Here is a 26,086-nt window from a genome sequence, read left to right on the forward strand (position 1 = left end):
TGTCATCAGGTGCCGGCGCCCGTCATCGCCGCCAGCAGGCGCGCGGCAAGCGCATCGTAATCGCCGTCGAAATGATGGCCGCCCGTCGTCTGGATCTTGCGCAGCTTGCCAAGCTCGGGCTGCGTGCAGGCCGAATCCGGCCCCTCTTCCTCTCCGAATACGCACAGGACCTTATCCGCCGGCAAGCTGGCGATTTGTGGCACGACCGGCTTTTCGCCCGTCGACATGCCGAACCAGCCACCGATGGAGATCTCGAACCCCGTTTCCAGGCTTGGCGCCAGCAGGGCGATGATGCTTGTCCGGTCGCGCCAGCTCGCCGGAATGCTGTTCCACGCGAAGGGCAGCGTGTCCGCTCCGAACGAATAGCCCATCATGGCAACGGGGATACCGTCCGGCACCATGGCATTGTCGAGTATGGCCCCGATATCGTCGCCCATCTGTTGCGGCGTCTTTTCCGACCAGAAGTAACGCAGAGAATCGACACCAAGCACCTCGACGCCATTCTGCGCGAGCCAGTCGCCGATGGACTTGTCGAGATCGCGCCAGCCGCCATCGCCCGAAAAGAACACGGCGACGGCCTTCGGGGTGCCTTGCGCCTTGGCAACCACCACCGGCATCGCGGTCGCATCCCTGCCGGCGAGCTCGGTGCTTGCATCGACCGCCGCCTCCAGCTGAGCCGGCAGGTCTGCCGCCTGCACGAAATGCGCGCGGTGATGCTCGTCGCTCATGCCCGCCGGCCTGTCGGCCGCGACGATGCGAAAGGGTTCCGGCAGCTCGGCCGCCAGGTCGTACGCGTAGCCATCGCCCGCCCTGGTGGACTTCGCGCCGTCGCAAATGGGCAATGTGGTGGCCAGGGCGACTGCGGGCGCGATCGCGACGCCGCCCGCCATGGTGGCGCTGGGAGAATCGGCGACGGCGGCGTAGGCGAGCAGCCCTCCGGCCCCTTCCCCCACGACGACGGGGTGGAAATAATCCTGCAATTGCAACGTCCGTTGCGCCTCCTTGGCAATGCCCTCGATATCCGATCCGGCGTAGAGACAATCTTCTGCGTCGATCTGCAGCCGCTTCAGCCAATCGTCCAGGCGAACCGGCAGAACCACCAGCCCACGCTGGACCAGCGCATCCGCCAGCGACGCATCGGGAGCCTTGCCGGCATCGGAAATCAGGATCGCGACACCCGAAGGATCGCCATCCGGGACACGCATATGAACATCGGCGATATTTTCGTAAGAGACGGACGTCGCCCCGCCGAGGCCGGGCAGTCGGAGCCAACCCGTCCACCATGCGCCGGCCGCGGCGACCAGGCCGATGGCAGCCACACCTGCAATCCAGCGTTTCATGCGTTGTTCCTTTCAGCCGGCCTGCGGGAAATCAGCGCCGTAACGTCGATCAGTGCCTTGGCGGTGTCGAGACCGCGCGGGCAGATCAGGTAATGCGGGGTCCAGACCGGCTGGAATTTCTGTTTGAAAGCGCGCAGGCCGTCGAAGCTGTAGAGGTCCCCCCCGCGGCGGTAGACCATCGAGCCGAACCGGTTCCAACGCGAGGCGCCGCGCCTGTCGACGAGGCCCGAAAGGGGCGCCGCACCGAGGTCGAACCACAGGTACCCTTCGTCCTTGGCCGCCATCAGCACATGCCCGAACAAGGCGTCCATGACCCCGCGAGAGACATCGGGCAAATGGCGCATCAGATCGATGGAGATTTCGCTCCTGTCGCCGCTGCGCCACAGATTGGCGAAGGCCACGATGTGCCCTTCCTTGCGCATCACGGCGTGATCGAAATTCGCGAGGTAGTCCTTATCGAAATAGCCGAGCGAAAAACTCTTTTCCGCGCCGGACTTCATCTCCAGCCAGGCGTCGGACACCAGGCGGAGTTCCTCGATGGCGGCTGGCACCTCCCAGGCCGGCAGGATCGCGAATTCCAGCCCTTCGCGTTCCGCCTTGCGCATTGCCGTGCGCATGTCCTGGCGCTTGGGCCCGCCGAGCGTGAAGTTGGCCAGGTCGACGCGGGCGACCTCGCCCAGTTTCAGGGCCGTAAGCCCCATGTCGAGGAAAAGCGGCAGACGCTCGGCGCCGACTTCGTAGAATACGGGCCGCAATGCCTTGCGATCGGCCAGGTCGCGAAACGCCCACGCCAGCTCGTCGACCTTTCCGGCAGGAGCCACGGGCTCGCCTAGGGCGACGAGGCTGCCGCCCGATTGCCCGTACATGACGAAGCCGGAACCGTCGTCGGCCACCAGGAACTGCTTGTCGCCCAGAAGCGCGAGATTGGCCGTGGTGGAAGAGGATGTTGCCACGACCGCGCGGACGGCATCCGGAATCGGCTGGCCGCTTCTCGGCGCATGGCGCTGGTGGATCCACAATTCCAGCCCGGCCGCCGCAATGACGAGGAAGACGACGAGGCTGGCGCGGAGAAATCGCGGAGCATCGCCGTCCAGCGCGAAATCCCACCACATGGCGTTGGCGTATTCGACATGCGAATAGGCGAACATGCCGAGCCATCCGCAGCCGATCAGCGCCGCCGCCACCGTGGCGAGCCAACGCCAGTTCAAGGCCAGCGGCGCATCGTCCGCCCGGCGATAGAAGGCGCGGCGAAAGACGACCAGGAACGCCGCGAAAGACAGGAGGGCAGACGCCTCTTCCCAATCCAGGCCCTTGGCGATCGACAGGACCGCACCGGCCAGCATCAGCACCAGCGCCAACACATAGGCGCGCCAAAGCCGGCGGGCGAGCCCGCGCGCAATGATCAGCAGGCCGACGCCGACCAGGCTGGCGGCCAGATGCGACAGCTCGATGAACGGCAGCGGCAGGATGTCCGCCAGAACGCCGATGCGGCCTTCCAGCCCGGGTGTCGCACCCGATACCAGAAGGACGACCCCGCCGAGAAAGGACAGGCTGGCCGTGAGCGGCGGGGCCATCGGCTCCACCAGCTTTGCGGCTGCAGCCAGCCGACCCTGCACGACATGGCGTTGCAGGGCTATCTCCGACAGCGCAAGGCCGAACATCGTCACGATCAGCGGCAGCACCGTATAGACGAGGCGATAGACGACGACAGCCGCCAGCGCATCCGGATTGGCGCCGAGGCCGAGCGTGCCGATGATCGTCGCCTCGAATGCGCCCAGCCCGGCCGGAGCATTGGAAACGACACCCGCGACCGTGGCCATGGCGAAGACGATGGCGAACAGCGTGAAGCTGCCCACCGCGTCGGCCGGCATGAGCACATACAGCACAGCCGCAGCCGCCGCGACGTCCACGACCCCGGCAGCGACCTGGGCCAGCGCTGCCCATCCATTGGGAAGGAGAAGCGTCCAGGAGCGGATCCTCACCTGCCGGCGCCCGGTGGACAGCCACGTCACCAGTATCGCGACACAGGCGATCAGAACGACGCCCAGCGCGACATCGACGGCCGGCGGCAGGTCGCCCAGCAGCGGGACGTCGCCGGGATCGGCAACCAGCGCCACGCCGACCATCAGCGCGAGGGCGAACCAGAGGGCGAACCACGAAATGCCCACGATCCGGGCGACGTCCACCGGCTCGAATCCGAAGCGGCGATAGACGCGATAGCGGACGGCGCCCCCCGTCAGGAACGGAAAGCCGAGTGCATTGGAGATCGCATAGCCACTTGCCCCCACCAGCGCCGAGATCGCAGGCGAAATGCGACCCGGAGCGGTATTCTCCACTGCGATCACGTCATAGGCCGCCATGGCCATGAAGCTGAGGATGGTGAAGGCCAGGGCGGCGCCCAACGTTGGCCAGGGCATCGCCCTGATGGCGGCGGCAACCGCGTCGAGTGGCGTTTCCGACAAGAGGCGCGACAAGGTGTAGAAGGCGAGTGCCGTAATGCCGAGGCCGGCGATGAGCGCAATCGAATTGCGAATGGCAGGCCGCAGGGAGACAGGAGACATCGGACCCACCCGAATGACAAAGCCGTGTTCGACGCCGCATGGCGCGCGCATTGCGGCGGTTGCAAGGCAAGGCGCTCAAAAGAAAACGCCGACTCGAAAGCCGGCGTCTGGAAATCATGGAACGTCTGAGGCGCCCTGCAACCGTATCAGCGGCCGCGGCGGCGCTTGTGGCCGAGGCCCATCTGCTTGGCGAGGCGGGAGCGGGCCGCGGCATAGTTGGGGGCGACCATGGGATAATCGGTCGGCAGGTCCCACTTTTCGCGGTACTCTTCGGGCGTCAGGTTGTAATGCGTCATCAGGTGACGCTTCAGCGACTTGAACTTCTTGCCGTCTTCGAGGCACACGATGTAATCGTCCGTCACCGATTTCTTGACCGGGACAGCAGGCTTCGGCTTTTCAGCCGGCGCAGCAGCCGGAGCGGCCGTCGTACGGCCGAGCGCACCATAGACGTCGGAAATCAAAGCAGGCAGATCGGAAACCGGCAGGGAATTGTTGCTGACATAAGCAGCGACCACTTCGGCCGTCAGCTCCATCAGCATCTCGTTGTTTTCGACGCTTTCGCTCCGTTCCATCTTATACCTCAATACCCACGCCGTCCGCGTGCCTTAAAAGTGAACGATTATGGTGATGCTGCGAACAACGGTCCGTTTCAACGATGACCGATGGCCGCGACGCCAATTAATGATCGTGTATTTATTGTATGCTATTCAATGTCAAGTCTCATCGCAGAAAATTAAGTTTCGGCAATGTGGCTGATGTTGTCCGGTAATTTTTTTACATTGTAACTGAGATTCGCACAGCATCGTCCTGTGAGACTCAGACGTAATAATAGCCCATCGCGTCGTTGGAAAGGCATAGCGCCGGCCGTGCCAGACACGAAAACGAAAAGGCCGCCCGATGGGCGGCCTTCTGGAAGTGATTTAAAGTAGAGTGCGCCCAGGCGCGACCGGCGCGGGCAGATCAGTTGCCGAAGCGCTCCGGAGCCGCGTGCAGGGGCACGTTGACGACTAGCGACGAATTGGACAGGCGCTCGGTGCGGGCGGCGGCGTCCGGATCGGCGTCTGCAACCTGAAGCGGCCTTGTCACCTCGGCGGCGCCGGCGATGCGGGATGCGATGACGCTCTGGTCCGCAACCCTCGGCATCGCGCCGGAGCCGACCCGGCCGCCCTTGCCGCCCGTCTCGACATCCGCCTGCAACGGCGCAATTCTTGCCATGATGTCTTCGAAACTGCGGGACGGCGTCACGCCGGTTTCCAGAGAGGCCATCACGGTGGACGGCGCCGGCCGATCGTCGTTGAGGATGTCGGCGATGGCATCGCCCGCCGGAATCTCGGCATCTGCCATGTCGAGCCCGGCAAGGTCGGTTGCCTCGTCGCCCGCCTCCGCGACGGCGGCGTCGGCAGCAGCCTCGAGCACGGGCCCGGCATCCGGCCGATGCGTCGGGAAGGCAACGGCCACGGACAGCGCATCCTGGCCGTCGGAAGCCTCTTTGGAAGCGGATTTGAGAATCGTGTCGGCGATGGCGTCCGAAGGCGTCGGAGCCTCGGCGGAAGCGGTCCGCGCCTGGGCGTCGGTGGCAGCCGCCGCCTGCAGCACCGCCTCGAAAGGCCTGCGGCTCGGCGTGGGGACGGCGTAGGCCAGTTCGCCGGCGGCGGACGCAGGCTCACGCGCAACCGCGGCGGCTACAACGGTCGGGGCCGGGGTCGGCGCCTCTGCAGCCGAGGCCGTGGCGCGCGCCGGCGCGGCCTGCGGCATCGGAATGCTGGCGACGGCGATGCTGGGCGGATCGGCGCGGCTCGGCGTTTCCGCCGGGGCGGGCGCACTGGCCGCCGCGGCGCCCGGCACACCGGCTGCGGGCCGCGGAGCGTTGGAACTCGTGTCGAATTGCGGCCTGTCGGGCATGGCGACCCCGGCCGACAGGACGGGCGCTGCAGGGGCGGCACGGCGCGGCGCCGGTGTCGGCTGCACCGCGGCGATGAGCGTTTCTTCCGCGGGGGCCGCCGGTGCGGCCGGCGCCTGCGGAGCGGGGGCGCGGCGCGGCGCTTCCGGCGCGCGGCGGGCCGGCGCGGGCGCGGCCTCCATCTCGGCGTTGTCCTCGGCCTCGTCGGCGCCACCGCCGAACAGCCGTGCGATGAGCGATTTGCCACCCCGGCGCGTTTCCGAGGCGCTGGCCATCTGGATGTTGCCCGACGCGCCCTTGCGCTGGTTGTAGGAAGCGACCGCCTGATCGTATCCCGGCAGCGGCTTGCCGTCGGCCGGAAGGTAGATCGTATTGCCGCGCGGGAAGATCTGCGCCAGTTCGGAACGGCTCATGCGCGGCCAGTACCGGCCCTTGCCGCTGTCGAAATGGACGAAGGGCGAGCCGGACCGCGGATAGTAGCCGACGCCGCCGACCTGCATGCGCAGCCCGATTTCACGCAGCTTCCGCAAGGGGACGTCTTCCATGTAGAAGTCGATCGCCTTGCCCGACATATGCAGACTGCCGCCGGCGACCCCCGAGGAGCGGGAGCGCAGCATGTTGTTTGTCTTGGGCGAGCGGAAACCACCCAGGATCTGGATATAGCCACGCGTGCCGGACTGGCGCTGCGCTTCCCACATGATGTCGAGAAGCGCCGGATCCATGTTGGTGGGCTTGTTCTCGCGCCAGTCGCGCAAGGCCCAGTTTGCCTTTTTCAGGCCTTCGGGCAGAAAACGGCCATTGCGCTTGTAGGTGACTTCGGTCTTCTCGCGAAGATGGACATGATACAGCTTGAGCGTCCGGGTTTCGGCCTTGGCCGCAAGTGCGGTGCCGGCTAGCAGCAGGAAGCCCGTCGCAAGGATCGTGGCGGCACGCGCCACGCGGCGCGCGGCGCTGGCTTTGTTTCCGAGCATTCGGTCTCTTCCCCTCGCTGGCGAGGGCGGTGCCACCATGTCCCCGGCACCAACCCCGAACTTCCTCAAGTCACAGTCGTGCCAAAAACGTCTGACCGAACTGCGGCATGAAAATGACATGTGCCTATTTCTTTCCTTATTACAAAGGAAAATGGTTAAGGCGCAATGAACGAGATTCGCGAAGGAACGACATCCCTCCATGAGCAACCTGTCCGCCGCAGCAGTCGACGCATCCGCCAAGCCCAATCTGGGGGTGCTTCCCACATGGAACCTCGGCGACCTTTACCCCGCCATGGACAGTCCGGTCCTGAAGGGCGATCTGGAGGTGGCCGAGAGCGAAGCGACGGCCTTCCAGCAGCGCTGGCGCGGGCGGCTGGCACAGGAAGCCGCCCTGCCCGGCGGCGGCGGCCTGGTTGATGCGATCCGCGCCTACGAAGGGCTCGAGGATCGGCTCGGCCGGCTGATCTCATATGCCGGCCTCGTCTATGCAGGCGATACGTCGAGCCCCGCAAACGCCAAGTTCTACGGGGACATCCAGGCGCGCGTCACCGACATTTCGGCGCGCCTCCTGTTCTTCGGGCTGGAGTTGAACCGGATAGAGGACGCTGCCATCGAAGCGGCCCTGGCCGGCAATCCGCAGCTTGCCCACTACCGTCCATGGCTGGCGGATCTGCGGCTGGAGCGCCCGTTCCAGCTCGAGGACCGGATCGAGGAACTGTTCCTCGAAAAGGCCGTCACCGGGCCGGCAAGCTGGAACCGCCTCTTCGACGAGACGATGACGGGGCTCCGCTTCGCGGTGCGCGGCGAGGAGCTGTCGATCGAGGAAACGCTGAACCTGCTTCAGGAAGACGACAAGGCCCTGCGGCAGGAGGCTGCGGAAGCGCTCGCGGCGGTCTTTGGCGCAAATCTTCGCCTGTTCAGCCTGATCACGAATACGCTGGCCAAGGACAAGGAAATCTCCGACCGCTGGCGGGGCTTCACCGATATCGCCGACAGCCGGCACCTTGCCAATCGCGTCGAGCGCGAGGTCGTCGACGCGCTGGCCGCCGCCGTCCGCGAGGCCTATCCCTCCATCTCGCACAGATATTACCGGCTCAAGGCGGGCTGGCTCGGGCAGGAAGCCCTGGACCACTGGGACAGGAATGCGCCCCTGCCCGGCATGGAGCGGCGCCCCATCGGCTGGGACGAGGCCCGCGAGACGGTGATGTCGGCCTATGCCGGCTTCTCGCCGCGCATGGCGGAGATCGCCGGGCGCTTCTTCGACAAAAGCTGGATCGACGCCGGCGTGCGCCCCGGCAAGTCGCCCGGTGCCTTCGCCCATCCGACCGTGCCCTCGGCGCACCCATACGTCCTGCTCAACTATCTCGGCAAGCCGCGCGACGTCATGACCCTGGCGCATGAACTCGGGCACGGCGTCCACCAGGTGCTCGCCGCACGGCAGGGTCCGCTGATGGCGCCGACGCCGCTGACGCTGGCCGAGACGGCATCCGTCTTCGGCGAGATGCTGACCTTCCGCTCTCTTCTGGAAAAGACCCCCGATCCGCAGCAGCGCCGCTTCCTGATCGCGTCCAAGGTCGAAGACATGATCAATACGGTGATCCGGCAGATCGCCTTCTACAATTTCGAACGGGCGCTCCACACCGAGCGCCGCCAAGGCGAGTTGACGTCCGAACGCATCGGGCAGCTTTGGGTGGAAACACAAGGCGAGAGCCTGGGGCCCTCCGTGCGGCTGCAGCCGGGATACGAGACTTTCTGGGCCTATATCCCGCACTTCATCCATTCGCCGTTCTATGTGTATGCCTATGCCTTCGGCGACTGTCTGGTGAACTCTCTCTATGCCGTCTACGTCCAGTCCGACGCAGGTTTCGCCGAACGCTATCTCGAAATGCTCGAAGCCGGCGGCACCAGGCACCATTCCGAGCTTCTGGCGCCCTTCGGCCTCGACGCGACGGACCCCGGCTTCTGGCACCGGGGGCTTTCCGTCATATCCGGCCTGATCGACGAACTGGAGGCGCTCGAAGCCTGATCACAAGGGCACGCCATCGCCCCAAGATGCGCGACGCGCCGCCTTGAAGGCGTCGCCGTCGCGCCGCGTCAGCATGACATCGTCCGCCCGCCCGTCCGGCCGGCACAGTTTCAGCCGGACCTTCCCGCTTCCCTGCTGCGGCGGCGCCAGTATCCGCGACCTCGAAAACGGGGCGGGCCGGCGCGCCGCAGCGAGGAAGATGAACTTCTCGTCCTCGAAGGGCGCATCCGCACCCTTGGCCAGCCGGTGGATGCGGCTTCGCGGAAGGCGGATGGCGAAATGGCACCAATCCGGCCCAACCAGCGGACAGGTTGCCGAATGCGGGCACGGCGCAACGATGTTCGCCCCTTCGGCAAGAAGCCGGCCGCGCGCGGCCAGGATCCGCCGCCAGCCGGCCGGCGTGCCGGGCTCCACGATCAGGAGGATGTGCCGCGCCTTCCGCCACAGGGCATCGACCAGCCTGTCGCGTTCGGCCTCCTGCAACTCGTCCAGCACATAGGCCAGCGTGACGAGGTCGGCGGGCTCCGCCGCCTCCACCAGGTCGCCTGCCCGGCCGTCCAGCCAGCGCCGTTGCGGAACGTCGCTCGCCGCCGCCAGCCTCTCGCCCATCCGGCGGATCGGGCCGCTGGCCTCCACCATCGTCGCGGTGCCGAGCCCCGGCCACATATCGGCTGCCGCCCAGAGCGCCGTTCCCGGCCCGGCCCCCACATCGAGCAGGGATACGGGCGCCGGCGTCTGCGGGTTCATCGCTTCGCCGACAAGGTCCATGGCGCGCCGTATCGCAGCATAGGTTGCGGGCAACCTGGTTGCCACATAGGCTCTCGCCGCGTCGTCGCTGTCGAGATGCAGCCGACCGTCCAGAACCTCGGCGCGGTAGCGTGCGGACAGGCGGCTTCCAGCCACGGCGATGCCGGCGACGGCGTGGCCGTCGAGCAGGGTGTCCAGAGCCGCACGGAGGGACGCGGGGAGTTCCATTTCGTCTTCCCTGATTTCGGGGTTGCCGTCGAAGGTCGCGTGCGCCCTCTTTTATTTGACAGCAATCTCGGTTAGCCGAAGGCGACATATCCTGCGATGCGACAGTGCGAAAGGACCTGCCAGAATGGCGAACGACCAGTATCAGGTTTATGGTGAGATTACCGGCCCCATCGTGATGATCGGCTTCGGGTCGATCGGCCGCGGAACGCTTCCCCTGATCGAGCGGCACTTCAACTTCGACAGGTCGCGCGTGGTGGTCATCGACCCCAGTGACGCCAACCGTGCCATCGTGGAAGAGCGCGGTTTCCGTTTCATCCAGGAAGCCGTCACCCGCAAGAACTACGAAAGCCTGCTCACTCCCCTTCTGACCGAGGGCGATGGCAGGGGCTTCTGCGTCAACCTGTCGGTCGATACCGGTTCGCTGGACCTGATCCGCATGTGCCGCGAACTGGGCGTGCTGTATATCGACACGGTGGTGGAGCCCTGGCTGGGCTTCTACTTCGACGACAGCCTCACCAATGCGGACCGCACCAATTACGCGCTGCGTGAAACGGTGCGCAAGGAAAAGCGCAAGAACCCCGGCGGAACCACTGCGGTCTCGTGCTGCGGGGCCAATCCGGGCATGGTCTCCTGGTTCGTCAAGCAGGCGTTGGTGGACATCGCCAACGATACCGGCCTGAAATACGAGGAGCCCACCGCCGACGACCGCGAGGGCTGGGCCAAGCTCATGAAGAAGGTGGGCGTCAAGGGCATCCACATCGCGGAGCGCGACACGCAGCGCACGCGCAACCCCAAGCCGATGAACGTCTTCTGGAACACATGGTCGGTCGAGGGCTTCATCTCCGAGGGCATGCAGCCATCGGAACTCGGCTGGGGCACGCACGAGAAGTGGCGCCCGAAGAACGCCAAGGACCACAAGAAGGGTCCGAAATGCGCGATCTACCTCGACCAGCCGGGCGCCAACACGCGCGTTCGCACATGGTGCCCCACGCCGGGTGCGCAATATGGCTTCCTGGTCACGCATAACGAGTCCATCTCGATCGCCGATTACTTCACCGTCGTCGACAAGCATGATGAGGTCAGCTACCGGCCGACTGTCCACTACGCCTACCACCCCTGCAACGACGCCGTCCTTTCGCTGCACGAGCTGTTCGGCGCGGCCGGGCATATCCAGCCGGTGCATCACGTACTGGACGAGGACGAACTCGTCGACGGCATCGACGAACTGGGCGTCCTGCTGTTCGGCCACGAGAAGAACGCCTACTGGTATGGGTCCCAGCTATCGCTGGAGGAAACCCGCGACATCGCCCCCTACCAGAACGCCACCGGCCTGCAGGTCACCTCCGCGGTGCTTGCGGGGATGGTCTGGGCGCTCGAGAATCCGGAAGCCGGCATCGTGGAAGCCGACGAGATGGATTACCGGCGCTGCCTCGACGTCCAGCGCCAGTATCTCGGACCGGTGAAGGGCTACTACACCGACTGGACGCCGCTGAAGGACAGGCCCGGCCTGTTCCCGGAAGACCTCGACGAGAAAGACCCCTGGCAGTTCCGCAACATCCTGGTTCATTAGGACCACGCAAAGCCCGGATCGAGGCGGGTCGCGTCCCAAAAGGGCCGGCCCGCCCTTTCCTGCCGCATGCGGAATCCCATAATAGGCAGACTGAGATCTTGTTCACGGGAGTCGCCGCGATGCGCCGTAAAGCTTTGTTTGCCGGTCTTGCCACGTTGAGCCTCGCCTTGTCCGGCTGCATGACGGGCCCGAGCGGCGGCCCGACGGCCGGCCCCGCCCGCATGGGCTTCGACGGGCGCTGGGGCGACACGTCCGGCGTCGCCGTCTCCAGCCTTCAGGGCGGCACCTTCACCTCCACGGCAAACGACACCGGCTCGGTACTGGCGCGCGGCACCTACCGCAACCTGTCGCAGACGCGCATCGCCATCGAGTATACGCGGCTGTCGAACGGCGATCGCATCGCCGTCAATTGCGACCAGGTCTCGGCAAACCAGCTTTCCTGCGTCAACTCGTCCGGCACCCGCTTCGACCTGACCCGGCAGGCCTGACGCGACCGCATCGGGGAGGATACGCATGGAACCGTTGGTGATCGTCGGCGTCGGCGTCGTACTGGTCGTGCTGCTGCTGTTCGCGACCATCAAGATCGTGCCGCAGGGCTATCACTACACGGTCGAAAGTTTCGGTCGCTATACCCGGACGCTGAAGCCAGGGCTCAACATCATCATGCCCTTCGTCGAACGCGTCGGGCACAAGATGAACATGATGGAGCAGGTTCTCGACGTCCCGACCCAGGAAGTCATCACCCGCGACAACGCGTCCGTCGCGGCCGATGGCGTCGCCTTCTTCCAGATCCTCGACGCCGCTGCGGCGGCCTATGAGGTTTCCGGCCTGCGCAACGCGGTCCTGAACCTGGTGATGACCAATCTGCGCTCGGTCATGGGGTCGATGGATCTGGACGACCTCCTGTCCAACCGCGATGCGATCTCCGAACGCATCCTGCGCGTCGTCGACCAGGCGGCCCACAATTGGGGCGTAAAGATTACCCGTATCGAACTGAAGGATATCGCGCCGCCCGCCAACCTCGTCGAATCCATGGGCCGCCAGATGATGGCCGAGCGCGAGAAGCGCGCCGAAATCCTGGAAGCAGAGGGGCAAAGGAACGCGAAGATCCTGAGGGCCGAGGGCGAGAAGCAGGCTCTGATCCTCGAAGCGGAGGGGAAGCGCGAAGCCGCCTTCCGCGAGGCGGAAGCGCGCGAGCGTCTCGCCGAGGCCGAGGCGAAGGCCACGCAACTCGTCTCGCAGGCCATTGCCGGCGGCGATGTCAGGGCAATCAACTACTTCGTCGCGCAGAAGTACACCGAAGCGATCGGCAAGCTCGCGTCGGCGGACAACCAGCGCGTGATTCTCATGCCGCTGGAAAGCGCCTCGCTGATCGGCGCGCTCGGCGGCATATCGGAAATCGCCCGCGAAGTCTTCGACAAGCCGAAACCGCCCTCCGTCAGGCCGGGGGGCTGACCGTGCCCGCCCTGTTCGGCGCCACGGGATGGCTCGTCACCGGCTTCGCCCTTCTGGCGGCGGAGATGTTCCTGCCCGGCGTCTACCTGCTTTTTCTGGGCATCGGGGCCGTTGCCATCGGGGTGAACCTCCTGTTCCTCCCCGGCCTTTCCGTCGTCAGCCAATTGATCGGCTTCGCGGTCGTATCGGCCGCCGCCACGCTGATCGGCTATCGCTGGTACGGAAGCCGGCCCAGCAACGACAAAAACCCGCTCAACACCCGCACCGCGCGGCTGATCGGCCGCCGCGCCGTGCTGTCGGAGGCGATCGTCAACGGCCGTGGCCGGGTGCAGATCGATGACGGCTGGTGGAGCGTCGAGGGCCCCGACATGCCTGCCGGAGCCCCGGTCATCATCCTGTCGGCAAATGGCTCGTTGCTCTCCGTCGAAGCGGAGCGCGATGGCTGATCGCCGATTATTCGGCTGCCTTGCGGCTGCCGGACGGTTCGACGTTGTCGATCAGTTCCTGGATCTCGTCGTAGACCTTGTGGCGGATGTCGTTGCGCCATAGCGCAAAGGCGACGTTGGCGCGGATGAACCCTTCCTTGGAGCCGCAGTCGAACGTGCGGCCGGTGAACGGATAGGCGTAGAAATCCTGCTTCTCGGCAAGCTTCAGCATGCCGTCCGTCAACTGGATCTCGTTGCCTGCGCCCTTCTCCTGCGTGGCCAGGATATCGAAGATTTCCGGCTGGAGGATGTAGCGCCCGGTGATGAAGTAATTGGACGGCGCATCCTCGGGATTGGGCTTTTCGACCATGCCGTCGATGCGGAAGCCCGAGCCGACGGTCTCCCCATGTCCGACGATACCGTATTTGTTGGTTTCCTGCGGGTCGCACTGCTCGACCGACAGGATGTTGCCCCCGGTCTTCTCGTACAGTTCGACCATGCTTGCGAGGCAACCGCGCTCGGACTGCATGATCATGTCCGGCAGCAGAAGCGCGAAGGGCTCCGGCCCCACGAGGTCGCGCGCGCACCAGACGGCATGGCCAAGGCCGAGCGGCGCCTGCTGGCGGGTGAAGCTGGCGGTGCCGGGCTGCGGCTGGAGATCGTCGAGCAGCGAAAGCTCGGTCTTCTTGCCCCGCTCGGTCAGGGTGTTCACCAACTCGACCTGGATGTCGAAATAGTCCTCGATGACGCCCTTGTTGCGCCCGGTCACGAAGATCAGGTGCTCGATGCCGGCCTGCCGCGCCTCGTCCACGACATACTGGATGACGGGGCGGTCCACCACGGTGAGCATTTCCTTCGGGATCGCTTTCGTGGCCGGCAGGAAGCGCGTTCCGAGACCGGCTACAGGGAAGACTGCCTTGCGGACTTTATGCATCGGGAGATTGCTCCAGACATTGGTGCTGATGGGAGGTAGCGGTTTCAACTATGATACCGGGCGTTGTTATCGGCAAACGTTTTCGTATCGGTGGTGAACAGATATGCCACGAATGACTTTCGTCCATACTTGGCGCTCGTCCGCCCGCCCCTGAATCGCCGCCGTGGATGCGGCGGCGGACTTCTGACGACAAGAAAAGGCAAAAGGAAGACAGGATGGTGACATCCGCAACCTGCCTGTATGCCGGATAGGCCGTGCGCAAAGGCTTGCGCATCGGCTGCCACTGGCGCATTGCCTTCCAATCTCCGTATTTCCGTGGCTTCAACGCCCACCCGAACCATCCCGCCTTTTCAGCGACGAGACCGGTCCAGATCGTGAAGTTTCTCTCAACTCTCCTGGCAGCCATCGCCATCGCCATCGCCGCACCGGCCCTCGCCCAGACGGAGGCGCCCCCAGCCGCGACGGCGGAGCAGCCGGCAGCCGGCGTGCAGTCCGACCTTCAGGCGCTAGACCGTGTCATCGGCCTTCTGAACGATCCGGCCAGCCGTGACGCGCTCCTGCAAAACCTGACGGCCCTGCGCGCCACCGTGGCCGGCGGCCAGCCGGCCCAGCCGGCTGCCGACGGAACGACGCCCGCGGCGGCCGGTGCGCCGGCAGAGCCCGCGGTGGCGCCGGCGGCCGAGGCGGAAGCCCCGCAGGACCCGGCGACCGCGCCGATCCTTTCGGAAGACGGGCTTTTGTCGGCCGTGACCGGCAGTCTTGCCGATATCGGGCAGAACCTGCCCAACGCCGCCCTCGGCGGCCCGCTCGACGAAAAGCTCGCCAATGCCGGCGCCCAGGTCCGCGACCGTGTGCTTGCCGGCTATGGCGATGGCAGCCTCATCGCCTTCTTCACGCGGGCCCTGATCGGCTGGGGCGTGGTCGCCGCCACCATCCTGGCGCTTTTCTATCTTCCGCCGCTGCGACGCGCCCGGCGGCTCGATCACCGGCCGACTCACCGGCGGCAATTGCTGATGATGGCGGGCAAGCGCCTCGTTCTCGGCCTCTTGCCGCTGGTCGCCGGCTTCTGCGTCCTCGTACTCTATTCCAACTTCATCGACATGCCCGCACGTCAACGCCAGATCCTGGCCGGCATGACGATTCCCGTCTTCGTTGCCGTCGCCGTCTGGCAGATCGGCTATTGCCTGCTGATGCTGCTGGGCCTGTCCCGCGGCTGGCATCTCGTCAGCTACAGCCAGCGGCGAATTCTCAAATGGGTGGCCGCGGTGGCGGCCCTGGGCAGCATCTCCACCGTCCTCGCCGACCCGCCCTTGCGCATCGTGGCAGGCTGGGACGCGACGGACGTCGCCCGCCTCGTCGTCGATATCCTTCTGGCGGTCACGGCCCTCGTCTTCGTCATCCGCCATCGCATCACGGTGCAGCGGCTGATCCTCAAGGGACGGGTCGCCCATGACGACAGCCGCGCGACCAGCATCATGGACGGCGCGATCAACGCCTTCGGGCGATTCTGGCACCTGCTCGCCATCATCTTCATCGTCATCAACGTGGTGGCGCGGCTGGCGGGCGGCGGCGGCAGCTTCCTGATGGACGCGTCCATCGCGCTTCTCATCGTGGCTGGCGGCCTCCTGCTGGCCACATGGCTGGACAACGCGCTGGCGCGCATCGCCGCCAACCGGGCCGGCCGGTCCGGCACGCGTGACGTCATCATGGGCCGCTACATCGAGCTTCTGCGCATCATCATACAGGTCGTCATCCTGGCGGCCGTCGCCTTCGCCTGCCTCGATGTCTGGCATCTCGATCTCAAGGGCTGGCTGTTGACGGACGCGGGATGGACCATCACGCGGCCCATCCTGTCCATCGCCTTCGCGCTGCTGTTCAGCTGGTTCCTCTGGATAACGCTCGACGGCTGGATCGCCGGCGCCCTTGCGCCGACCGACAAGAAGGGCCGCGCCAAGCATCAGTCGAGCCGCACCAAGACCCTTCTGCCGCTGGTGCGCAATTTCCTGTTCATCGCGCTGACGGTCATCACCGTCATAGCGGTGCTGGCCAATATCGGCGTCAACGTGGCGCCGCTGCTTGCCGGCGCCGGCGTCATCGGCCTGGCGGTCGGTTTCGGGTCGCAGCAATTGGTGCAGGACGTGATCACCGGCATGTTCATCCTGTTCGAGGATACGATCGCCATCGGTGACTGGGTGGATACCGGCGACCGCGCCGGCACGGTGGAGCAGCTCACCATCCGCACCCTCCGCCTGCGCGACGGACAGGGCGCGCTGCACTCGATCCCCTTCTCCAGCGTCAAGGCGATCAAGAATTCGTCGCGCGGCTACGGCGTCTACATCGTCGAGTTCAAGGTCGCCTATCACTCCGACCTCGACCAGGTCATCGCCATCATGCGCGAGGTGGGCGCGGAGATCGCGGTGGACCCGCAATTCCAGCGCAACATCATCATCCCGTTCGAGCTTTGGGGCGTCGACCAGTTCGCGCCGGACGGCATCATCATCAAGGGCGCGATCCGCACCAAGCCGTTGATGCAGTGGGGTGTCGGCCGGGAGTTCAACCGCAGGCTCAAGAAGCGGATGGACGAGGCCGAAGTGTCCTACGCACCCAGCACCATCACCACGACCGTCCTGACGCGGGAGTCGGAATCGCCGGCAGAGGTGCTCGAGCTGGAACCGGCTGAATCCACCCGCGCCTGACCGGCAGGCGAATGGTGTCATCACCGCGCTTTGGGCGTTGACTTTCGGGCGCGCGGCTGGCTTTTGCCGTCGAAGACGAAGATCATTCGACGGATTCCAAGACATGCGCAAGACGGCCCTCGCCCTCGTCACCGCCCTTTCCCTGTCCGCGTCGGCCATCGCGACGGCGGCCTTCGCCGCCGACGCCAGCGTGGCGGTGACGGCCATCGTGGAGCACCCCGCGCTCGACGCCGTGCGCGACGGCGTCAAGGAAGCGCTCGAGGAAGCCGGCTTCAAGGATGGTGAAAACCTGACCTTCAGCTACGAGTCCGCCCAGGGCAACCCAGGCACGGCGGCGCAGATCGCCCGCCAGTTCATCGGCGAGGGGCCGGACGTCATCGTCGCCATCTCGACGCCCTCGGCGCAGGCCGTCGTATCGGCCACGCGCGACATTCCGGTGGTCTTCACCGCAGTCACCGACCCGGTCGGCGCCCAGCTCGTCCAGTCGATGGAAGCGCCCGGCGCAAACGTCACCGGCATTTCCGACATGTCGCCCGTGGCCGAGCATGTGGCCCTGATCCAGGAGATCCTGCCGCAGGCGAAGACGATCGGGTTTCTCTACAATCCGGGCGAGACCAATTCGGTCTCCTCGCTCGCCGCATTGAAGACGGCGGCGGAAGCGGCCGGGCTGTCCGTGGTCGAATCCACGGCCTCGCGCTCGTCCGAGGTCCAGAACGCGGCCCGCGCGCTCGTCGGCCGTGCCGACGTGATGTACGTGCCGACCGACAACACCATCGTCTCGGCGCTGGAATCCGCCGTCGGCGTCGCCGAGGAAAGCGACGTGCCGCTGGTGACCGCCGATACCGATTCGGTCAGCCGCGGCGCGCTGGCGGCCCTGGGCTTCAACTATCACGAGGTCGGCAAGGAGACCGGCGCGGTGGTCGTGCGCATCCTGAACGGCGAGACGGCCGGCGACATCCCCGTCGCGGTGGCCTCCGGCTCCAACCTCGTCGTCAACAAGGCCGCGGCCGAGAAGATGGGCGTAACGCTTCCGGCGGCCGTTCTCGAGCGCGCCAACCAGGTCGTCGAATGAGCCAATTCGCTTTCTTCGGGGCGGTCGAACTCGGCCTCGTCTTCGCCTTCGTGGCGATGGGCGTGTACCTTGCCTTTCGCATACTCGACTTCCCCGACCTGACGGTGGACGGTTCGTTTCCGCTCGGCGCCGCCGTTGCGGCCGTGCTGATCCTCGCCGGTTGGAATCCCTGGGCGGCGACGGGCGTCGCCATGCTGGCCGGCGCCTGCGCGGGCCTGGTCACCGCGGCGCTGAACGTGCAGTTCCGCATTTTGAACCTTCTGGCGTCGATCCTGACGATGATCGCGCTGTTCTCGGTCAACCTGCGCATCATGGGCCGGCCCAACATCGCGCTGATCAACCAGGATACGATGCTGACGCCCTTCTACGGGCATGGCCTGCCGGATTACTACGTCCGCCCGCTGTTCGTTTTCGTTCTCGTCGTCATCGCGCTCGTCGCGCTCTGGCGCTTCCTGGAAAGCGATATCGGCCTCGCCATGCGCGCCACCGGCGCCAACCCGCGCATGGCGCGGGCGCAGGGCGTCAAGACCAACCGGCTCATCTATCTGGGCATGGCCATCTCCAACGCGCTCGTGGCCCTGGGCGGCTCGCTCTTCGCGCAAACCAACGGCTTCGCCGACGTCACCTCCGGCGTCGGAACCATCGTCGTCGGCCTCGCCGCGGTGATCGTGGGCGAAACCCTGTTCCGTTCCCGCCTCCTCGTCATCGCGCTGATCGGCTGCGTGGCCGGGTCCATCCTCTATCGCATTGCCATCCAGACGGCATTGTCCACCGACGTGCTCGGTCTCAAGGCATCGGACCTGAACCTCGTCACCGCCGTTCTCGTGGCCATCGCCCTGATCCTGCCGCGCCTGCGTCGCGGAGGAGCATCCGCATGATCGAACTCAGCCAGATCGGGGTTACCTTCGGGCGGGGTACCCCGCTGGAGAAGAAGGCCCTCGCCGGCCTCGACCTCACCATCGACAACGGCGCCTTCGTCACCGTCATCGGCTCCAACGGCGCAGGCAAGTCCACCATGCTCGGCGTCCTCGCGGGCGACGTGCTGCCCACCGAGGGGCGCGTCACCATCGGCGGGCAGGACGTGACCCGTCGCGATACCGCCGACCGGGCCCGGCTGGTCGCGCGCGTCTTCCAGGACCCGCTGACCGGCAGTTGCGGCGCGTTGACGATCGAGGAAAACCTGGCGCTGGCGGCAGCGCGCGGCAAGCGGCGGGGCCTCGGCTCCGCGCTGTCGTCGCGCCGTCGCGACATGTTCCGCGAACGGGTATCGGCGTTGCGCCTCGGCCTTGAAGACCGGATGGGCGATCGCATGGACCTCCTGTCCGGCGGGCAGCGTCAGGCCCTGTCGCTCGTCATGGCGACGCTTGCCGGCAGCGAGGTCCTGCTTCTGGACGAGCATACCGCCGCGCTGGACCCCGGCATGGCCGAGTTCGTGATGGAACTGACCAACCGGCTGGTCTCCGAGCACCGGTTGACGACGCTCATGGTCACCCATTCGATGCGGCAGGCGCTGGATTTCGGCACGCGTACGGTGATGCTGCATGGCGGCCGCGTGGTGCTGGACGTCGCCGGCGACAGCCGGCACGACCTGACCGTGGAAGACCTGATCGAGATGTTCCGCAAGGTCCGCGGCGGCGGCGAACTGGACGACGACAAGCTGCTGACCAGCTGACGGTTTCCACCTACGCGTGATTGATCCGACCCGAGAACGATATTAGGTTACATGTAACCGATATCGGAGGTTCCAATGGCAGTGGCTCGGAAGTCATCGCGCGTGAAAGTCGCCGAGTATCGCGCCCGCCAGCGGGCGCGCGGCATGCGCCCTATTCAGATTTGGGTACCTGACGTTCGGTCCTCCACTTTCAGGAAGGAGGCATCGAGGCAGTCCCTGGCGGTTGCGCAAAGCAGTAGCGAGGCTGAGGATCAGGCATTTGTCGATGCGATCTCCGACTGGAGCGTCGAGTGAGGCGCGGGGAAATCTGGACTGCCTCTGGCGGCTCCGCGTTCACAGGAAAGCCGCAGCCTGTGGTCGTCGTACAGGACGACGCCTTCGATGGAACGGACTCCATAACCGTCTGCGTATTCACGACGCACGACACGCACGCGCCGATATTTCGTCTCGAGGTCGAGCCGACGGATCAGAACGGATTGCGTCAGGTGTGCCGTCTGATGGTCGATAAACTGACCACGGTATCGAAATCGAAACTCGGAGAAAGAATCGGTCGCCTGCAGGACGAAGACCTCGTGCGCCTGAACCAGGCGATCCTTGTTTTCCTGGGGCTTGCAGGTTCGGCGAGACCGTGAGGACCATCGCTCAGCCCAACAGCTCGCGGACGTCCTCCCGGGTCAGCGGCTTTGTCTTCCGGCCCTGCAGAAGCAGGTGCAGTTTGGCCGTCTCTTCCAGTTCCTCGAGCGCGTAGAGCGCCTCGTTCAGCCCCTTGCCGGCGATGACGGGGCCATGATTGGCCAGAAGCACGCAGGCGTGGCTGACGGCCGCCTCGCGCACCGCATCGGCCAGCCTGACGTCTCCCGGCCGGTAATAGGGCACGAGCGCAAGCTCGCCCACCCGCATCACGTAATAGGCCGTCAGCGGCGGCAGCACCGGGCAGCCTTCGGGATGGTCGAGGCAGGAAACCGCCACCGAATGGGTGGAATGGGTATGGATGATGGCTTCCGCATCGCTGCGCACGGCATAGACGGAGGTGTGCAGGAAGGCTTCCTTGGAAGGCTTGTCGCCGCCGACCAGACGCCCCTGTGCATCCAGTCGCGACAGGCGCTCCGGGTCGAGATCGCCGAGGCTGGTATTGGTGGGCGTCATGAGCCAGCCATCGTCGATCCGCAGGCTGAGATTGCCCGCCGTGCCGTGGACCAGGCCACGATGATAGAGACGCTCGCCCATGCGGCACAGGCAGTCGCGCGCCTTCGCCTCGTTCATGCCGTTTCTCCCCTGCCGCGAATGACGGTCAGCCCCAGACCCTCGATCGTTTCGACGCACTCCGGCAAGAAGTCCGCGTCCGTGACCAGGGTGTCGAACGCCTGCATCGGCACCGAGGCATAGGGCGCGCGCCGGCCGAACTTCGAGCTGTCGGCCAGAAGGATGGATGATGCCGCGCTGGCCACGGCGGCCTCCTTGACCGCGCCCTTGCCCGGATCCGTCACCGACAGGCCGGCTTCCGAAAAGGACGAGGACGATATGAACGCGATGTCGAACCGGAAGGATCGTATGGCGCGCGCGGCACCTTCACCGATGGCGGACCGATTCTCCCGGTCGACCAGCCCGCCCGTATGGTGCAGCACGGAGCCGCCATGGCTCGACAGAAGCTCCATGACCGCGAAATCGTTCGTGACGATGGTCAGGTCGTCGCGCTGTGCCAGCCGCCCCGCGAGCGCCAGGATGGTGGTGCCTGCATCGAGGTAGATGGCCGCCCCCTGCGGGACCAGGCGCGCCGCCGCCCCGCCGATGGCGGCCTTTGACGTGCGGTTCAACGCCGCCTTCGCCGCATGCGGCGCCTCGCGCGAGACGGTAGGATCGGCCAGACGCACCCCTCCGGCAACGGCGATGACGCGGCCCGCCTCTTCCAGCGCGCGGATGTCCCGCCGCACCGTCATGTGGGACACCCTCAGAAGCCGCGTCAGTTCGGCGATGCCGACCGCGGGCCGTTGGCTGACGAGGTCTAGGATCCGGCTTTGCCGCTCTGCCGGAATGAGGGCCATGTCAGCCTCCGAGCCAGGGCCGCGTCCAGCCGAGGCCGGCGACGGTTCCGTTGCGCGGATTGTATTCGCAACCCACGAAGCCCTCATATCCGAGCCGATTCAGGACGTTCAGCATGTGGCCGTAATCAACCTCGCCCGTGTCGGGCTCGTGCCGCTCCGGCACGGATGCGATCTGCACATGGGCGAAGCGGCCGTTCAGCCGCTCGGCAAGCCGGGTCAGGTCCCCGTCCATGATCTGGGCATGATAAAGGTCGAACTGCACTGCGATGTTGGGCCGTTCCACGGCCGCGCACAGATCGGCGGCCGCCTCCTGATGGGCGACGAAATAGCCGGGAACGTCCCGGGTGTTCAGCGCCTCGACCAGAATGGTGATCCCGTCGGAAGCGAACATATCGCAAGCCATCCGCATACTGGCGATGAAGGTGCTGCGGCAGGCCTCCGCATCGAGGCCTTGGGTTATACCGGACATGGCGTGGACCCGGCGCACACCGAGGGCGCGGGCATAGGCCAGCGCGATGCCGGCATTGCGGGCAAATTCGGCCTCCCGGCCCGGGATGGCGGCCATCCCGCGCTCGCCGGCGGCCCAATCTCCCGGTGGCATGTTGAACAGGGCGACTTCCAGCCCAAGGCGCCGGATCCGCTCGGCGATCTCTTCCGGCCTGTGCTCGTAGGGGAACAGGAATTCGACGGCCGAAAAGCCGTTTTCCGCAGCCGCCTCGAACCTGTCCAGGAAGGGCACCTCGGTGAACATCAACGTCAGATTGGCTGCCAGACGCGGCATGGTCACACCCCCTCCTGCGATGCTGCTGCGCGCGCAAGGTCCTGCGCTTCGAAGAAGAAGCGCTCCTGACCGAAATTGCCGCTTTTCAGCGCCAGCGATATCGGCTTGTCGACGGCGCGTACGAAGGGCACGCCCGGCGCGATACGGGGCCCGATGTGGAAGCCGCCGATCTCCAGCGCCTGGCTGACGGTACCGGAGGTCTCGCCGCCGGCCACGATGAAGGTCTGGAAGCCCTCGGCTTCCAGTCGGCGCGCAAGCGCGTGGAACAGACGCTCCACCGCTGCGCTTGCCGCCTGCGCGCCGAGCCGCTCCTGGATATCGGCCAGCGCCTCCGGCCCGACTGTGGCGCTGACGAGAGGCGCATAGTCGCCGCCTTCCGCCGCCTTCACCGCATCCAGCAGCCGGCTTGCGTAGGCGTCGCTGTCGGCCATCGCCTCGTCCACGGATACGCGGACCACCGGCGCCGCCGCGGCATAGGCGGCCACCTGCCGGTTCGTCATCTGCGAGCAAGAGCCGGACAGGAGGATCGTGCGTCCCGTGCCGGGGCGGCCGGCCGCCTCCGCATCGGCCGGATCGCCGCAGCCCTCCATGCCGGCCATGCAGATGCCGTCGGCAAGGCCGGCGCCGCCCGTTACGAGCCGCATGCCGGACACGGCTGCGCCGAGCGTTGCCAGATGGTCGGCGTTCAGTGCGTCCAGCACCGCATACCGCACCCCCGCTGTCTTCAATCCCTCCAGCGCCGCGCGGACGGCCTCGGGCCCGCGCTCCACGACGGCGTAAGGCACGTTGCCGGCCTTGCCCTCCGATTGCGCCTCCATCAGCCGCATCAGGTTGGCGTCCGTCATCGGGTTCACCGGATGGTGCCGCATGCCCGATTCGTCCAGCGGTACGTCACCGACGAAGAGATAGCCCTGATAGATCGTGCGCCCGTTTACCGGAAGCGCCGGGCAGATCACGGTGAGCGTCTCGCCCATCGCCGCCATGAGCGCGTCCGTGACCGGGCCGATATTGCCCTGCGGCGTCGAATCGAATGTCGAGCAATATTTGAAGAACACTTGCGCGCAATCGCGCGCCATCAGCCATTCGAGGGCGGCGAGGCTTTCGGCCACCGCCTGCTCCACCGGCGCGGAGCGGGACTTGAGGCTGATGACGACGGCATCGGCGGTCACCGTCCGGGTTGCGTCGGGCACGCCGTTCAGCTGGATCGTGCCGAGGCCGTTGGCGACGAGGAAGCCGGCGATGTCGGTGGCGCCGGTGAAATCGTCCGCGATGATGCCGAGGCGCATCAGGAGCCTGCCTTTCCCGGCAGGTCTATCCCTGCGAAGGTCTTGATGACGGCGCTGTCCGCCTCGGCGCCGAAGCCGGCATTGCTGGCGTTCTGGTACATGGCGAATGCGGTGGAGGCGAGCGGCAGCGGGAACTTCAGCGCGCGGCCCGTTTCCGTGACGATGCCCATATCCTTGACGAAGATGTCGACGGCCGATGTCGGCGTATAGTCGCCCGTCACCACGGCTTTCATCCTGTCCTCGAACATCCAGCTATTGCCGGCGGCATGGGTGACGACATCGTACATCAGGTCCAGCGGTATGCCCGCGCGGGCCGCAAGAGCCATGGCTTCCGCCCCGGCCGCGATGTGCACACCGGCCAAAAGTTGATGCACGACCTTGACGGTCGCCCCCTGCCCGATCTCGGACCCAACCTCGTAAACCTTCTCGGCTACGGCGGACAGAACGGGGCGCAACGCCTGGAAGGCCTCGCCGGAGCCCGACGCCATGACCGTCATGGCCCCGACGGCCGCCTTGGCCGCACCGCCGGATACCGGCGCATCGAGCATGAGCAGCCCGCGCTCGGCCAGCATCGCGCCGAAGCGGCGGGCATCCTGCGGCGCGATGGTGGCCGATACCATGACAGCCGTCCCGGGCCTCAGCGCGGAGGCGATCCCCGTTTCGCCGAAGAGGACAGACTCCACCTGCGCGGCATTGACCACCAGCACAAGCACGACATCCAGCCGGCTCGCGAAAGCCCGTCCGTCCGGACCGGCATCCACCGCCCCGGCGGCGCAAAGCGCCGTGCAGGCCGCCGCGCTGATATCGATGCCGAAGGTCGGCAGGCCCGCCGCGATGCAGGATCGCGCCGCGCCCATGCCCATGGAGCCCAGGCCGATGACGCAGACGGCCGGCTTGTGATCGCTCATGATCGATAGTCCTCCCCCACCGGCATCAGTTAAGCCACCCGAGCTCCATCCGTCCAGAGCCTATTAACAAATATCCACATTATTGTGTGAAAATTTGTGAAAGTGCGCCTGTGTCCATCCGCGTTTATGACTATGCGGGATGATCGATTCGGCCGGGAGGGGTTCAGGCGATGTCCATGCAAGCGGAGCGGGCGCGCGCGGCGCTGCGGGATATCTTCATGGCGGGCGTCGCCAGCGCCGACCCGCTGGCGGTCCTGGCCGCGCACCTGCCGAGACCGCCGGCAAACGGGCGCGTGGTCGTCGTGGGCGCAGGCAAGTCGGCCGCCAACATGGCCCGGGCTGTCGAGATCGCCTGGCCCGACGTCCCGCTGACCGGCGTCGTCGTCACGCGATACGGCCACGCCGTGCCGACCGAACGGATCGAGGTTCTCCAGGCGTCCCATCCCGTCCCCGACGACGCCAGCGAGGCGGCCGGACGGCGGATCCTTCAGGCGGTCCGGGGCCTGACCGAAGACGACCTCGTGCTTGCCCTCATGTCCGGTGGCGGCTCGGCGCTGATGACGGTGCCTGCCGAGGGGCTGACACTCGAGGACAAGAAGGCCGTCAACCGGCTGCTTCTGGCATCCGGCGCCGGCATCAACGAGATGAACATGGTTCGCCGCCGGCTGTCGGCGGTCAAGGGCGGGCGGCTTGCGGCTGCAGCCCGTCCGGCCCGCCTGGTGACGCTGGCCATATCGGACGTGCCGGGCGACGACCCCCGCGCCATCGCCTCCGGCCCCACGGTGCCGGATGTCGGCGACGACGCCGCGCTTGCAGCCCTCGTCATGCGGCTCGAAGACAGGCTGCCCGAGCGCGTCGTGCGCCTGCTGAAGGCGGACCGGCCCGCCGCGCCCGGCGGCACGCCGGATTTCCGGCTGATCGCAACACCGGCCATGGCGCTGGAAGCCGCGGCGGACAAGGCCCGCGCGCTCGGCTACAAGCCCTTGATACTGGGCGACGCGCTGGAGGGCGAGGCAAGCGAGCTCGGGCGCGTGATGGCAGGCATCGCCTTGTCGGCACGGCGGCACGGCCACCCGGTGAAGGCGCCGGCCGTCCTCCTTTCGGGCGGCGAAACGACGGTGACGATCGGCTCCGCCCGGCCCGGACGTGGCGGCCGCAATACCGAGTGCCTTTTGGCGCTGGCGCTGGCTCTGAAGGGTGAGGCCGGCATCTACGCCGTGTCGGGCGATACCGACGGGATCGACGGCACCGAAGACGCGGCCGGAGCCATCATCGCGCCCGACACTCTGGCGCGTGCGGCGGCCGCCGGCTTCGAGCCCGCATCCGTGCTTGCCGGCCATGACAGCTACAGCCTGTTTGCGGGAATCGGAGACCTCGTCGTCACGGGTCCTACCCTGACCAACGTCAACGACCTGCGCGCTATCCTCATCGACGAATGACGGAATTGGCGCTTCAAACCGTCGTTGAAACGC

At 66.3% G+C, this 26,086-nt stretch carries 23 protein-coding genes; 12 read left to right on the top strand and 11 right to left on the bottom strand.

The window, feature by feature from the left end:
* Positions 1–5: 5 nt before the first annotated feature.
* The 4 genes from NDN16_RS05980 to NDN16_RS05995 form a co-directional block, all read right to left on the bottom strand.
* Positions 6–1,340 carry an AcvB/VirJ family lysyl-phosphatidylglycerol hydrolase gene (locus NDN16_RS05980; protein WP_251112714.1) on the bottom strand — a complete coding sequence of 445 codons (1,335 nt, stop codon included), beginning with the start codon at positions 1,338–1,340 and terminating at the stop codon, positions 6–8.
* On the bottom strand, positions 1,337–3,901 hold the full coding sequence (gene mprF, locus NDN16_RS05985; RefSeq protein ID WP_251112715.1) for a bifunctional lysylphosphatidylglycerol flippase/synthetase MprF: 2,565 nt from the start codon (positions 3,899–3,901) through the stop codon (positions 1,337–1,339). The genes NDN16_RS05980 and mprF overlap by 4 nt, the downstream gene beginning before the upstream one ends.
* 146 nt (positions 3,902–4,047) lie before the next feature.
* Positions 4,048–4,473, bottom strand: a complete 426-nt coding sequence (locus tag NDN16_RS05990) for a MucR family transcriptional regulator (RefSeq protein ID WP_251112716.1) — start codon at positions 4,471–4,473, stop codon at positions 4,048–4,050.
* A gap of 388 nt (positions 4,474–4,861) precedes the next feature.
* Complete coding sequence (locus tag NDN16_RS05995) at positions 4,862–6,772, bottom strand: DUF882 domain-containing protein (RefSeq protein WP_251112717.1); 1,911 nt, start codon at positions 6,770–6,772, stop codon at positions 4,862–4,864.
* A 199-nt stretch (positions 6,773–6,971) separates the two neighbouring features.
* Here NDN16_RS05995 and NDN16_RS06000 point away from each other — a divergent pair, with 199 nt between their 5' ends.
* The gene (locus tag NDN16_RS06000) at positions 6,972–8,798 is read left to right on the top strand and encodes a M3 family oligoendopeptidase (RefSeq protein WP_251112718.1); all 1,827 of its coding nucleotides are present in this window, start codon (positions 6,972–6,974) and stop codon (positions 8,796–8,798) included.
* On the opposite strand, the gene NDN16_RS06005 is transcribed toward NDN16_RS06000, so the two are convergent.
* Positions 8,799–9,773 carry a small ribosomal subunit Rsm22 family protein gene (locus tag NDN16_RS06005; RefSeq protein ID WP_251112719.1) on the bottom strand — a complete coding sequence of 325 codons (975 nt, stop codon included), beginning with the start codon at positions 9,771–9,773 and terminating at the stop codon, positions 8,799–8,801. It lies immediately after the preceding gene.
* Between the two features lie 124 nt (positions 9,774–9,897).
* Here NDN16_RS06005 and NDN16_RS06010 point away from each other — a divergent pair, with 124 nt between their 5' ends.
* The 4 genes from NDN16_RS06010 (at position 9,898) to NDN16_RS06025 (ending at position 13,244) form a co-directional block, all read left to right on the top strand.
* Complete coding sequence (locus NDN16_RS06010; protein WP_251112720.1) at positions 9,898–11,343, top strand: homospermidine synthase; 1,446 nt, start codon at positions 9,898–9,900, stop codon at positions 11,341–11,343.
* 119 nt (positions 11,344–11,462) lie between these two features.
* Entirely contained in the window at positions 11,463–11,831 is a 369-nt protein-coding gene (locus NDN16_RS06015; RefSeq protein WP_251112721.1) for a hypothetical protein, read from the top strand.
* A gap of 25 nt (positions 11,832–11,856) precedes the next feature.
* Positions 11,857–12,798 carry an SPFH domain-containing protein gene (locus NDN16_RS06020; protein ID WP_251112722.1) on the top strand — a complete coding sequence of 314 codons (942 nt, stop codon included), beginning with the start codon at positions 11,857–11,859 and terminating at the stop codon, positions 12,796–12,798.
* A 2-nt stretch (positions 12,799–12,800) separates the two neighbouring features.
* On the top strand, positions 12,801–13,244 hold the full coding sequence (locus NDN16_RS06025) for an NfeD family protein (RefSeq protein WP_251112723.1): 444 nt from the start codon (positions 12,801–12,803) through the stop codon (positions 13,242–13,244).
* Positions 13,245–13,251: 7 nt separating this feature from the next.
* Here the strand turns inward: NDN16_RS06025 and galU are convergent, their stop codons facing one another.
* Positions 13,252–14,157, bottom strand: a complete 906-nt coding sequence (gene galU / locus NDN16_RS06030) for a UTP--glucose-1-phosphate uridylyltransferase GalU (RefSeq protein ID WP_251112724.1) — start codon at positions 14,155–14,157, stop codon at positions 13,252–13,254.
* Between the two features lie 374 nt (positions 14,158–14,531).
* Between galU and NDN16_RS21070 the strand changes: the two genes are divergently transcribed.
* The 6 genes from NDN16_RS21070 (at position 14,532) to NDN16_RS06060 (ending at position 20,229) form a co-directional block, all read left to right on the top strand.
* Entirely contained in the window at positions 14,532–16,853 is a 2,322-nt protein-coding gene (locus NDN16_RS21070) for a mechanosensitive ion channel family protein (RefSeq protein ID WP_251112725.1), read from the top strand.
* Between the two features lie 103 nt (positions 16,854–16,956).
* On the top strand, positions 16,957–17,925 hold the full coding sequence (locus tag NDN16_RS06040; protein WP_251112726.1) for an ABC transporter substrate-binding protein: 969 nt from the start codon (positions 16,957–16,959) through the stop codon (positions 17,923–17,925).
* Positions 17,922–18,803, top strand: coding sequence for an ABC transporter permease (locus NDN16_RS06045; protein WP_251112727.1), 882 nt, complete (start codon positions 17,922–17,924; stop codon positions 18,801–18,803). Before NDN16_RS06040 ends, NDN16_RS06045 begins: the two co-directional genes overlap by 4 nt.
* Positions 18,800–19,597, top strand: coding sequence for an ABC transporter ATP-binding protein (locus NDN16_RS06050; RefSeq protein ID WP_251112728.1), 798 nt, complete (start codon positions 18,800–18,802; stop codon positions 19,595–19,597). Before NDN16_RS06045 ends, NDN16_RS06050 begins: the two co-directional genes overlap by 4 nt.
* Before the next feature lie 75 nt (positions 19,598–19,672).
* Positions 19,673–19,891 (top strand): antitoxin MazE family protein, encoded by a 219-nt coding sequence (locus NDN16_RS06055; RefSeq protein WP_285292461.1) that lies wholly within the window; start codon positions 19,673–19,675, stop codon positions 19,889–19,891.
* Positions 19,888–20,229 carry a type II toxin-antitoxin system PemK/MazF family toxin gene (locus NDN16_RS06060; RefSeq protein ID WP_353050196.1) on the top strand — a complete coding sequence of 114 codons (342 nt, stop codon included), beginning with the start codon at positions 19,888–19,890 and terminating at the stop codon, positions 20,227–20,229. The genes NDN16_RS06055 and NDN16_RS06060 overlap by 4 nt, the downstream gene beginning before the upstream one ends.
* A 10-nt stretch (positions 20,230–20,239) precedes the next feature.
* Here NDN16_RS06060 and otnC read toward each other — a convergent pair whose 3' ends face one another.
* The 5 genes from otnC to ltnD are packed head-to-tail and all read right to left on the bottom strand — an operon-like array spanning position 20,240 to position 24,614.
* A complete protein-coding gene (gene otnC, locus NDN16_RS06065; RefSeq protein ID WP_251112730.1) occupies positions 20,240–20,860 on the bottom strand; it encodes a 3-oxo-tetronate 4-phosphate decarboxylase in 621 nt (206 codons plus the stop codon).
* Positions 20,857–21,639 (bottom strand): DeoR/GlpR family DNA-binding transcription regulator, encoded by a 783-nt coding sequence (locus tag NDN16_RS06070; protein ID WP_251112731.1) that lies wholly within the window; start codon positions 21,637–21,639, stop codon positions 20,857–20,859. The genes otnC and NDN16_RS06070 overlap by 4 nt, the downstream gene beginning before the upstream one ends.
* Position 21,640: 1 nt before the next feature.
* Positions 21,641–22,420, bottom strand: coding sequence for a 2-oxo-tetronate isomerase (gene otnI, locus NDN16_RS06075; protein ID WP_251112732.1), 780 nt, complete (start codon positions 22,418–22,420; stop codon positions 21,641–21,643).
* 2 nt (positions 22,421–22,422) lie between these two features.
* Positions 22,423–23,706 carry a 3-oxo-tetronate kinase gene (gene otnK / locus NDN16_RS06080; RefSeq protein ID WP_251112733.1) on the bottom strand — a complete coding sequence of 428 codons (1,284 nt, stop codon included), beginning with the start codon at positions 23,704–23,706 and terminating at the stop codon, positions 22,423–22,425.
* The gene (ltnD, locus tag NDN16_RS06085) at positions 23,706–24,614 is read right to left on the bottom strand and encodes an L-threonate dehydrogenase (protein ID WP_251112734.1); all 909 of its coding nucleotides are present in this window, start codon (positions 24,612–24,614) and stop codon (positions 23,706–23,708) included. The genes otnK and ltnD overlap by 1 nt, the downstream gene beginning before the upstream one ends.
* A 170-nt stretch (positions 24,615–24,784) precedes the next feature.
* On the opposite strand from ltnD, the gene NDN16_RS06090 reads away from it, so the two are divergent.
* Positions 24,785–26,053, top strand: coding sequence for a glycerate kinase type-2 family protein (locus NDN16_RS06090; RefSeq protein ID WP_251112735.1), 1,269 nt, complete (start codon positions 24,785–24,787; stop codon positions 26,051–26,053).
* The last annotated feature ends 33 nt before the right edge of the window (positions 26,054–26,086 follow it).

This window comes from Aureimonas altamirensis (assembly GCF_023702225.1).
Classification (GTDB): domain Bacteria; phylum Pseudomonadota; class Alphaproteobacteria; order Rhizobiales; family Rhizobiaceae; genus Aureimonas; species Aureimonas altamirensis_B.